Below are 12,091 nucleotides of genomic sequence, written 5' to 3'. Positions count from 1 at the left end.
GGGCAGGGCCTTGCGGTCCACCTTGCCGTTGGGCGTGAGGGGGAAGGACTCCAGGGCCATGAAGGCGGAGGGCACCATGTACCCGGGCAGCCGCTGCTGGAGGAAGGCGCGCAGGGTGGCCGCGTCCGGCGCGGAGCCGGTGCTGGTGAACCAGGCCACCAGCTGCGGATTGCCGGCGGACACCTCGCGCTTCAGCACCAGGGCCTGCCGTACCGCCGGGTGCCGCGAGAGCGCCGCTTCGATTTCGCCCAGCTCGATGCGGAAGCCGCGCAGCTTCACCTGGAAGTCGTTACGGCCCAGGAACTCCAACATCCCATCCGCGCGCCAGCGCACCCGGTCGCCCGTGCGGTAGAGGCGCGCACCCGGCACGCCGGAGAAGGCGTCAGGCACGAAGCGCTCGGCGGTGAGGCCCGGCTGCTCCACGTAGCCACGCGCCAGGCCGTCGCCGCCGATGAACAGCTCGCCCGGCACGCCCGTGGGCACCAACTGGCCGTACGCGTCCAGCACGTAGACGCGCGTGTTGGCGAGCGGCCCGCCAATGGAGATGGTGGCCCCCTCCGCCTGAGAGGGCTCCGTCAGGCGGAAGGCGGTGGTGAAGACGGTGCTCTCCGTGGGGCCGTAGGCATGGACGACGGGCACCCGCAGCTCCTCGAGCACGCGGCGGACGTGAGGGGCGGAGACGATGTCGCCACCCATCAGCACCTGCTTCACCGGGCGCATGCCCTCCAGCTGGCTCTCCACCATCTGCGTGAAGAGCCCGGTGGTGAGCCAGAGGGTGGTGACGCCAGATTGCTGGACGGTGCGTCCCAGCTCCTCCAGGGAAGGCGTCTGGGGCGGCATGATGACCAGCCGGGAGCCGTGCAGCAGCGCGCCCCACAGCTCGAAGGTGGAGGCGTCGAAGGAGATGGGCGCCAGCAGGAGGAAGGTCTCCTCGGGGCCGAAGCGGGCGTAGTCCACGCCGAAGAGGGTGCGCAGCACGGCCTGGTGCACGGTGCCCACACCCTTGGGCCGGCCCGTGGAGCCGGAGGTGAAGTCGATGTACGCGAGGCTCTCGGGCAGCGCCGCCGGCGGAGGCGGATGCGCGGGCTCGCCCTCCAGGGACAGCGCATCCATCAGGACGGCGGCCTGCCCTTCCGCGGGAAGTCGCGCCAGCAGCGCGCGGGTGGTGACGAGCGCGCGCGGGCGGGTGTCCTCCACCATGGTGGCCAGCCGCTCGCGTGGGTACGCCGGGTCCAGCGGCACGTAGGCGCCACCGGCCTTGAGGATGGCCACCAGCGCCACCACCAGCTCCAGCGAGCGCTCCAGCGCGATGGCCACGCGCGAGTCGGTGCTCACGCCCAGCGAGCGCAGGTGGTGCGCGAGCTGGTTGGCGCGCTCATCCAGCTGTCGGTAGGTGAGCCTGGAGTCACCGAACTCGATGGCGACCCTGTCACCGTGGCGGGCCACCACCTGGGAGAAGACCTCGGGCAGGGTGGACGCGCGCGGGTAGTCGGTGGCCACGCCGCTCCAGTGCGCCAGGAGTTGCTCGCGCTCGGACGCGGGCAACAGGGACAGCCCTCCGACGGGAGCCTCCGGCGTGGCGGCCGCGGCCTCCATCAGGGTGCCGAGGTGCTCCACCATGCGGCGGATGGTGGACGGCTCGAACAGGTCCGTGCGGTAGCCCAGCGTGCCCTCGAAGCCGTCGGCCCCCTGGACCAGGGTGAGCATCAGGTCGAACTTCGTGGTCTGCACGTCCGCGTCGAAGGGCTCGAGGCGCAGCGGCGGGGCCCCCTCCACTCGCGGGCTCGCGGTGGGGGTGTTCTGCAGGGCGAACATCACCTGGAAGAGGGGAGAGTGGCTGAGACTGCGCTCGGGGCGCAGCTCCTCGACGAGCTTCTCGAAGGGGACGTCCTGGTGCTCATAGGCGCCCAGGGTGGTGGCACGGACGTGGGCGAGCAGCTCCCGGAAGGAGGCGTGTGGCTCCACCTGGGCGCGAAGCACCAGCGTGTTGACGAAGAAGCCGATGAGCCCTTCCGTCTCCGCGCGGGTGCGGCCGGCGATGGGAGAGCCGACGCAGAGGTCCTCCTGGCCGGAGTACCGGGAGAGCAGCACCTGCCAGCCGGCGAGCAGCAGCATGAAGGGGGTGACGCCCTCTCGCTGGCACAGGGCCAGCAGCGCCTCCGTCAGGGGCTTGGAGAAGCGCACCGGCTGATATGCGCCCCGGGAGGACAGGACGGTGGGCCGGGGCTTGTCGGTGGGAAGCTCCAGCACGGCGGGCGCGCCCGCGAGCTGCCGCTTCCAGTAGCCGAGCTGCCGCGCCAGCGCCTCGCCTCGCAGCCATGAGCGCTGCCACGCGGCGAAGTCGGCGTACTGGATGGGCAGGGCCGGAAGGCGGGCCTGCTGGCCGGTGGCATGTGCCACGTAGAGCGCCTCCAGCTCGCGCACCAGCACGCCCATGGACCAGCCGTCCGAGACGATGTGGTGCATTGCCCCGATGAGCACGTGCTCCTCGGGGGACAAGCGCAGCAGCAGGGCGCGGAAGAGGGGGCCGCGTTGCAGGTCGAAGGGCCGCTCGGCCTCATGCGAGGCCAGGCGCCGGGCCTCGGCCTCTCGCTCCTCGGAAGGCAGGTCGCTCAGGTCCACCATGGGCAACGCGACGCCCGTGAGGGGCTGGATGCGCTGTACCGGCTCGCCGTCGCGCACCTCGAAGGTCGTGCGCAGCGACTCGTGGCGCCCGGCGAGGGAGGTAAAGGCCGCCTCCAGCGTGGCCGGTTCCAGGGGGCCCCGCAGCCGCAGGACGGTGGCGAGGTTGTAGGTGGAGCTTCCGGGCTCGATCTGATCGATGAACCACAAGCGCTGCTGAGCGAACGACAGGGGCAGGTCGTCCGTGCGCGGCAGGGGAACCAGCGGTGGGGCCTGGACCCGGTGCGAGTGCAGCGCGCTGTCGACACGCCGTGCGAGGGCGGAGAGGACCGGGGCCTCGAAGAGGGCGCGCAGGGGCAGCTCCACGCCGAACTCGGAGCGGATGCGGGAGATGACCTGGGTGGCCAGCAGCGAGTGGCCGCCCAGCTCGAAGAAGTGGTCCTCGGCGCCTACGCGCTCCAGGCCCAACACCTGGGCCCACAGGTGGGCGAGCCGCTCCTCGGTGGGCGTGCGCGGGGCGGCCTGGCCGGCGGCGGACGCCTCTGGAGGGGGCAGGGCCCGGCGGTCCACCTTGCCGTTGGGCGTGAGGGGCAGCGCCTCCAGCGCCACGAAGGCGGAGGGCACCATGTGCCCGGGCAGTCGCTGCTCGAGCGCGCTCCGTAGCGCCTCCGTGTCCACGGTCTCGCCCGGCGCACCCACGACATAGGCCACCAGCCGCTTGTCGCCGGGTCGGTCCTCGCGCACCAGCACCAGCGCCTGACGCACGCCGGACTGCGCGGAGAGCACCGCTTCGATTTCTCCCAGCTCGATGCGGAAGCCGCGCAGCTTCACCTGGAAGTCGGTGCGGCCCAGGTACTCCAGCGTGCCGTCCGGCCTCCAGCGCACGAGGTCGCCCGTGCGGTACAGCCGTCCGCCGGGCGTGGTGCCGAAGGCGTCGGGCACGAAGCGCTCGGCCGTCAGCTCCGGGCGCCCGAGGTAGCCGCGCGCAAGACCCACGCCGCCGATGAACAGCTCACCGGGCACGCCCACCGGCACCGGGCGCAGGTGCCCGTCCAACACGTACAGCCGCGTGTTGGACAGGGCCCGACCCAGCGGCGGACGCTGCCCGTCCGGCACGCACGTGTGCAGCGTGGCGATGACGGTGGACTCGGTGGGGCCGTACGCATTGATGAAGTGGCGTCCGGGGGCCCACTTCGCCACCACCTCCGCCGTGCAGGCCTCGCCACCGGAGATGAGAGTGCCCAGCGTCTCCAGTCCTTCCGTGGGCAGCAGCGCCAGCACGGAGGGCGGCAGCAGCGCCGAGTCGATGGACTGGCCGCGCAGCACGTCCACCAGTGGCTGGCCGGGCAGCAGCTCCTCGCGGGTGGCGAGCACCAGGGTGGCGCCATGCAGCAGCGCCAGCGTCACCTCGTACACGGCGGCGTCGAAGCTGAAGGACGCGAACTGGAGCACGCGCTGGCCGGGCTTCAGGCCCGTGGCTCGGGCCATGTGCCGCGCGAGGTTGGGCACGCCCCGGTGGGGCACGGCCACGCCCTTGGGCCGGCCGGTGCTGCCCGAGGTGTAGATGACGTAGGCGAGCTGGTCCGCGGTGGCCGTGCGCGCCGGAGCGGTGTCCGGGAAGCGGGCGAGGGCGGCGGCCTCGGTGTCGAGCGCGAGCACGTGGCCATGGAACGGCGGCAGCGTGCCGAGCAGGCGTGAGTGGGTGAGCAGGACGGCGGCGCCGCAGTCCTGGAGCATGAAGGCCAGGCGCTCGCGGGGATAGGCCGGGTCCAGCGGGACGTAGGCACCGCCGGCCTTGAGGACGGCGAGCATGCTCACCACCAGCTCCAGCGAGCGCTCCAGGCCGAGGGCGACGCGGGTGTCGGGGCCCACGCCGCGCGAGCGCAGCGCATGGGCCAGCCTGTTGGCGCGGGTGTCCAGCTCCCGGTAGCTCAGCGACTCCGAGCCGAAGCACAGGGCGGGCGCGTCCGGTGTGCGCGGCACCTGGGCCTCGAACAGCTCATGGATGCAGGCGCCGTCCGGGAAGGGCGTGGCGGTCTCGTTCCACTCCACCAGGAGCTGCCGCTGCTCGGCCTCGCGCAGCAGCGGCAGCGAGGACAGCCGCTGGTGGGGCGCGGCGGCGACGGCCTCCAGCAGCAGGTGGAAGTGGTCCACCATGCGCGCGGCGGTGGAGGCGTCGAACAGGTCGGTGTTGTACCCCAGTGCGCCGGACAGGCCCTGGGGACCGGGAGTCAGCACCAGCGTCAGGTCGAACTTGGCGACGGGGCTGACGGCTTCCAGCGGGGACAGCTCCAGGCCGGGCAGCGACCACGAGGTGTCCGGCAGGTTCTGCACGGAGAACATGACCTGGAAGAGCGGCGAGCGGCTCAGGTCCCGCTGGGGCTGGAGGACCTCCACCAGCTTCTCGAAGGGCACCTCCTGGTGGGCGTAGGCACCGAGTGTGGTCTCGCGCACCTGGGCCAGCAGCCCGGCGAAGGAGTCCGTGCCAGAGAGGCGGGCGCGCAGGGCCAGCGTGTTGACGAAGAAGCCGATGAGGCCCTCGGTCGGCGCGTGGGTGCGGCCCGCGATGGGAGAGCCGACGACGAGGTCCTCCTGCCCGGAGTAGCGATGCAGCAGGGTGTGCCAGGCGGTCAGCAGCACCATGAAGAGGGTGGCCTGGTGCTCGCGGGCGAGCGCCTCCAGCCGCTGGCTCAGCTCGGCGGGCAGCGTGAAGGAATGCTCCGCTCCGGCGAAGGTCTGCACGGCGGGACGGGGCCTGTCGGTGGGAAGCTCCAGCACCGGAGGCGCGCCGCCAAGCTGCTGCTTCCAGTAGTCGAGCTGCGCCTCGAGCACCTCGCCGCGCAGCCAGTCGCGCTGCCACACCGAATAGTCGGCGTACTGCACCGGCAGCGGCGGGAGCTGGGGCGGGTGGCCCGTGACGGCGGCCGCGTAGAGCGCGGCCAGCTCGCGCACGAGCACGCCGGTGGACCAGCCGTCGGAGACGATGTGGTGCGCCGTGAGCCGCAGGACATGGTCCTCCGGGGCCAGGCGCAGCAGCGAGGCACGGAAGAGCGGACCGTGGGTGAGGTCGAACGGGAGGAGGCCCTCCTCGCGGGTCAGCCGCCGGGCCTCGCTCTCGCGCTCGCCCGCCGGCAGCGCGCTCAGGTCCCGCACGGGCAGCGAGATGGGGGCGACAGGCTGGATGACCTGCACCGGCCCGCTGCTGCCCGCGGCGAAGGTGGTGCGCAGCGACTCATGACGCTCGACGAGCCACGTCAGGCCGCGCTCCAGCGCGGCGGTGTCCAGCTTGCCGGTGAGCCGCACCGGAGTGGGGATGTTGTAGGCGGCGCCGCCAGGCTGGAGCTGGTCGAGCAACCACAGGCGCTGCTGGGCGAAGGACAGGGGCAGCTCGCCGGTGCGCGGCACGGGCACCAGCGGTGGCGCGGAGCGCGTCTGTTCCCCGGGCCGCGCGGACTCGAGGCGCGCCGCGAGCGTCGCCACGGTGGGGGCCTCGAAGAGGGCGCGAAGGGGCAGCTCCACCGCGAAGGACTCGCGAACACGGGAGACCAGCTGGGTGGCAAGCAGGGAGTGGCCGCCCAGCTCGAAGAAGCCGTCGTGCAGGCCCACCCTGTCCACGCGCAGCACCTGGGCCCAGAGGGCGGCGAGCCGCTGCTCGGTGGCGGTGCGTGGCGGCTCGTAGGGGCGCAGCTCGGCGCGCGAGTCCGGTGCGGGCAGGGCCTTCCTGTCTACCTTGGCGTTGGCCGTCAGCGGCAGCGCGTCCAGGCGCACCAGGGCGGAGGGCACCATGTACTCGGGCAGGCGGGCCTTGAGCGCCTCGCGCAGCGCGTTCATGTCCAGTGAGGCGTCCGCGGTGACGTAGCCGACGAGGCGCTTGTCGCCGGGCACGTCCTCGCGCGCCAGCGCCACCGCCTCGCGCACCCCGGCGAAGGCCAGCAGCGCCGCTTCGACTTCGGCCAGCTCGATGCGGAAGCCGCGCACCTTCACCTGGAAGTCCTTGCGGCCGAGGAACTCCAGCACGCCGTCCTGCCGCCAGCGCGCCAGGTCCCCGGTGCGGTACAGGCGCGCGCCAGGCGTGGCGCTGAAGGGGTTGGGGATGAAGCGCTCGGCGGTGAGGTCCGGGCGCCGCACGTAGCCGCGCGCGAGGCCCTCGCCACCGATGAAGAGCTCTCCGGGCACACCCACGGGCACCGGCTGCGCGGACTCGTCCAGCAGGTACACCTGGGTGCCGGTGATGGGCGTGCCAATGGGGATGGAGGCGGGCACCTGCTCCGGTGCGGTCATCCGGAAGCAGGAGGTGAAGAGGGTGCCCTCGGTGGGGCCGTAGCAGGCCGTCACCGGAATGCGCAGGCCTTCCAGCACCCGGCGCACGTGGGGCGCGCTCACCACGTCGCCACCGGTGAGCAGCTGCTTCACGCCGCGCAGGCCGTCCAGGCGGTTCTCCACCATCTGCGAGAAGAGGCCCGCGGTGAGGTGGAGGGTGGAGACGGAGTGCTCCCGGAGCACCGAGGAGAGCAGGTCCAGGTCGCTGGGAGAGGAGGGAGGGAAGACGACGAGGCGGCCGCCATTGAGCAGCGGGCCCCAGACCTCCAGGGTGGAGGCGTCGAAGGAGATGGGGGCGATGAGCAGGAAGGAGTGGTCCGCCGTCACGTCCGCGTATGGCGCATGGCAGACGGTGCGCAGCACGTTGCGGTGGGAGACGGCGACGCCCTTGGGCCTGCCGGTGGAGCCGGAGGTGAAGTCGATATAGGCGAGGTGCTCGGGCAGCAGCGCCACCGGCGGGGTGTGCGTGGGCCGCGAGGAGGTGTCCACCGCATCCACGCACACGACGGGCAGCGAGGCGGAGGAGGGAATGGAACCCGCGAGCGAGGACGAGGTGAGCAGGAGGACGGGCTGGGCGTCCTCAATCATCTGCTCCAGGCGCTCACGAGGATACGAGGTGTCCAGCGGGAGGTAGGCGCCACCGGCCTTGAGGATGGCCAGCAGGGACACCACCAGCTCGACGGAGCGCTCCAGGGCCAGGGCCACGGGCGCATCGGCCCGCACGCCCCGGGCCACCAGCAGGTGCGCGAGCTGGTTGGCGGCGGCATCGAGCTGGGCGTACGTCAGGCGCCGCTCGGCGGACTCCAGGGCGATGGCGTCCGGACGCGCGGCGACGACGCGGGAGAAGACCTCCGGCATCGTGGCGTCCACGGGGAAGGTGGAAGGGGCGCGATTGAAGTCGACGAGGATGGCGCGCCGCTCCTCCTCGGGGAGCAGCGGCAGGCGGTGGAGAGGCTGCCCGGGTTGCTCCAGCAGGCGCTCCACGAGCTGCGCGTAGTAGCGCGCCAGCCGCCTGGCGGTGGCCGGCAGGAAGAGGTCGGCGTTGTAGACGAGCACGCCGCTGAAGCCCTCGGGGTGGCCGGAGAGCTCCAGCTCCAGCTCGAACTTGGCGGCCGTGGTCTCCACGCCCGTGAATGGCCGGATGGACAGCGCCGACTCACGGCCGGCGGGCAGGGGCATGTTCTGGAGGGCGAAGAAGACCTGGAAGACGGGCGCGCGGCCCAGGTCCCTCGCGGGGTGGAGCTCCTCCACCAGCTTCTCGAAGGGGACGTCCTGGTGGGCATAGGCGCCCAGCGTGGTCTCCCGCACGCGGCGGAGCAGCTCGCGGAAGGAGGGGGCCCCATCGAGGCGCGAGCGCAGGGCGAGGGTGTTGACGAAGAAGCCGATCAGTCCCTCCAGCTCGGCGAAGCGCCGGCCGGCGATGGGCGAGCCGATGACGAGGTCCTGCTGCCCGCTGTAGCGCGACAGCAGGGCCTGGAAGGCCGCGAGTAGCGCCATGAAGGGCGTGACGCCCTCCTGCTGGCAGAACGCGCGCAGCCCGTCGGACAGCTCGCGGGACAGCCGCACGGGCACCGAAGCGCCGCGGAAGGTCTGCACCGAGGGCCGGGGAAGGTCGGTGGGCAGCTCCAGGGCATGGGGCGCCCCTTCCAGGTGCTTGCGCCACCAGGCCAGCTGCGCTTCCAGCACTTCCCCCCGCAGCCACTCCCGCTGCCACACGGCGACGTCGGCGTATTGGAGCGGCAGCTCCGGCAGGGGCGAGGGCTGACCGGCGCGGAAGGCTTCATAGAGCGCGGCCATCTCGCGCACGAGCACGCCCATGGACCAGCCGTCGGAGACGATGTGGTGCATGGTCAGCAGCAGCACGTGCCGCGTGTCACCGAGCTTCAGCAGGCGGGCGCGCAGCAGCGGGCCCGCGGCCAGGTCGAAGGGGCGGGTGGTCTCCTGCCTCGCGAGCCGGAGCGCCTCGCTCTCACCGTCCTCGTGGGCGCTCAGGTCCACCAGGGGCAGGGGCAGCGGGGCCGGCGCGTGGATGACCTGGATGGGAGCGCCTCCCTCGTCGGCGAACGTGGTGCGCAGCGACTCGTGGCGGCGCACGACTTCCGTGAAGGCGCGCTCCAGGGCCGCGGTGTCGAGCGGGCCCTCCAGCCGCAGGGCGACCGGGATGTTGTAGGTGGCCGCACCGGGCTGGAGCTGGTCCAGGAACCACAGCCGCTGCTGGGCGAAGGACAGCGGCAGCGCCGCCTCCCTCGGTACCGGGCGCGGCGCGGGCAGCCCCGCGAGCTGGCCGGCCGCGAGCGCCTCGTCCACCCTCCTGGCCAGCTCCTCCAACGTGGCCGCCTCGAAGAGCACGCGCAGCGGCAGGTCGATGCCGAAGTGGCCGCGCAGGCGGGCCACGGCCTGGGTGGCGATGAGGGAGTGGCCGCCCAGCGCGAAGAAGTCGTCATGGAGGCCCACCCGCTCCACGCCCAGCAGCGTGCGCCACTGCTCGGCCAGCACCTGCTCGGTGGGCGTGCGCGGCGCCACGAAGTCCCGGCGGGCCTCCGCGGCGGCGTCGGGCGCGGGCAGCGCCTTGCGGTCCACCTTCCCGTTGGGCGTCAGCGGCAGCGCGTCCAGCCGCACGAGGGCGGCGGGCACCATGTACTCGGGCAGGCGCTGCTTGAGGAACTGGCGCAGCTCCTCCACCTCCAGCGCGTGGCCGGGCGCCGGCACCGCGTAGCCCACCAGCCGCTTGCCGGTGGCGCCATCCTCGCGCACCACCACCACCGCCTCGCGCACGGCGGGGTGAGCGGCCAGGGCGGACTCCACCTCGCCCAGCTCGATGCGGAAGCCGCGCACCTTCACCTGCGTGTCCACGCGGCCCAGGAAGTCCAGCTCGCCGTTGGCGCGCCACTTCACCCGGTCTCCCGTGCGGTACAGGCGCGCTCCGGGCTCCCGGCTGAAGGGGTGGGGCACGAAGCGCTCCGCCGTCAGCCCCGGCCGGCCCAGGTAGCCTCGCGCCACGCCCACGCCACCCAGGTACAGCTCTCCCGGGACTCCCGGAGGGACGGGCTCCAGGCCCGCGTCCAGGACGTACGCCTCCACGTTGGCCAGCGGCCGGCCGATGGAGGGGGCCCGCCCGTCCGGCTCACACACCGTGAGGGTGGCCACCACCGTGCCTTCCGTGGGGCCATAGGTGTTGAGGAAGCGCCGGCCCGCGCCCCACCGCGCGACGATGTCCGCCGAGCACGCCTCGCCGCCGGAGATGACGGTGCGCAGTGCCGGCAGCTCCGTGGCTTCCGTGACGGCGAGCGCGGCGGGCGTCAGGCTCACCGCGGTGATGGCCTGCTCGCGCAGGAAGGTGTGGAGTGGCTCGCCCGGCATCAGCCGCTCCAGGGGTGCCAGGTACAGCGTGCCGCCCGCGCACAGGGTGGTGAAGATCTCCTCCACCGAGATGTCGAAGCCCAGGTTGGCGAACTGCAGCATGCGCGTGCCGGGGCCCACCTGGTACGCACGGGCCTCGTGCGCCACCAGGTTGCACACGCCGCGGTGCTCCACCAGCACGCCCTTGGGCTGACCGGTGGAGCCGGAGGTGTAGATGACGTAGGCGGTGTTGCGCGCGGTGGCTCCGCCGTCCACCGGCTCGCCGCCCTCCGCCTCCAGCTCCTCCCGCTGCGTGTCCAACAGCAGCACGCGCGCGGGAGGCCGAGGGAAGCGCGCCAGCAGCGGCTGCTGCGTCACCAGCGCCCGCGCCCCGCTGTCCTCCAGCATGAAGCTCAGGCGCTCGCGCGGCAGGGACGGGTCCAACGGCAGGTAGGCACCGCCCGCGTGGAGGATGCCCACCAGCGCCACCACCAGCTCCACCGAGCGCTCCACGCACACGCCCACGAGGGACTCGGGCCCCACGCCTTCGCGCCGCAGCCGGCGCGCCAGCCCGTTGGCCCGGTGTTCCAGCTGCGCGTACGTCAGCTGCTGCCCGCCCGTCACGGCGGCCACCGCGTCCGGGGCGCGCCGGGCCTGCTCACGGATGAGCGCGCCCAGCGTGGTGCCGTCCGGGAAGTCCTCGCGGGGGCCGCTCCACTCGCGCAGCACCCGGTGCCGCTCGTCCTCCCCCAGCAGGGCCAGACGCGACAGCCGCCCCTCGGGCCGGGCCACCATGGCCGCGACGACGTGGTGCAGGTGCTTCAGCAGCTGCTCGGCGGTCGCGGGCTCGAACAGCTCGGCGTCGTACTCCAGCCCTCCGCGGAAGCCCTCGGGCTCCTCGGTGAAGACGAGCGTCAGGTCGAACTTCGCGGCCAGGTCCGACAGCTGCACGGTGCGCACCGTCAGCCCGGGCAGCTCCAGCTCCTTCTTCGCCAGGTTCTGCATCATGAACATGACGCGGAACAGCTGGCCCCGGCCGTCGCGCGGCGGCTGGAGGTGCTCGAAGGGGATGTGCTGGTGGGCGAACGCATCCAGCGACACCTGCCGCACACGGCCCAGCAGCTCGCGCAGGGTGGGGTCCCCGGACAGGCGGGTGCGCAGCACCAGCGTGTTGAGGAAGAAGCCCACCAGGCCCGCCACCTCCTCGTCCTCGCGGCCCGCCGAGGGCGAGCCCACGACGATGTCGTCCTGCCCGGCGTAGCGGCCGAGCACCACCTGGAAGGCCGCCAGCAGCGCGATGAAGGGTGTGATTCCCTCACGGCGGCACAGCTCCGTCACCGCGCTGGACAGCTCGCGAGACAGTCTCAGCTCCGCATGGCCCGCCACGTGCCGCGGCTGCCGCGGCCGGGGGAAGTCGGTGGGCAGCTCCAGCTCGGGCGCGCCGGCCAGCTGCTGCCGCCACCACTGGAGCTGGGTGTCCAGCTGCTCGCCCTTGAGCCAGTCGCGCTGCCACGCGGCGAAGTCGCCATACTGCAAGGGCAGCTCCGGCAGCGGCGAGGGTTGGCCCGCGCGGAAGGCCGGATAGAGCGCGCCCACCTCGCGCACCATCACGCCCACGGACCAGCCGTCGGAGATGATGTGGTGCATCGTCAGCACCAGCAGGTGCCGCGTGTCGCCGAGCCTCAGCAGGCGGGCGCGCAGCAGCGGGCCCGCGGCCAGGTCGAAGGGGCGCGCGGCCTCCACGGTGGCGAGCCGGAGCGCCTGGGCCTCCGCGTTCTCGACGCCCCGCAGGTCCACCAGGGGCAGGGGC

At 72.9% G+C, this 12,091-nt stretch carries 1 protein-coding gene; it reads right to left on the bottom strand.

The window, feature by feature from the left end:
• Positions 1–12,091, bottom strand: a 12,091-nt coding sequence (locus HG543_RS44680) for a non-ribosomal peptide synthetase (protein ID WP_169351068.1), incomplete at both ends; no start/stop codon positions are given.

Origin of the sequence: Pyxidicoccus fallax, assembly GCF_012933655.1 — a bacterium.
GTDB lineage: Bacteria > Myxococcota > Myxococcia > Myxococcales > Myxococcaceae > Myxococcus > Myxococcus fallax.
This window is presented reverse-complemented; position numbering and strand designations above follow the sequence as displayed.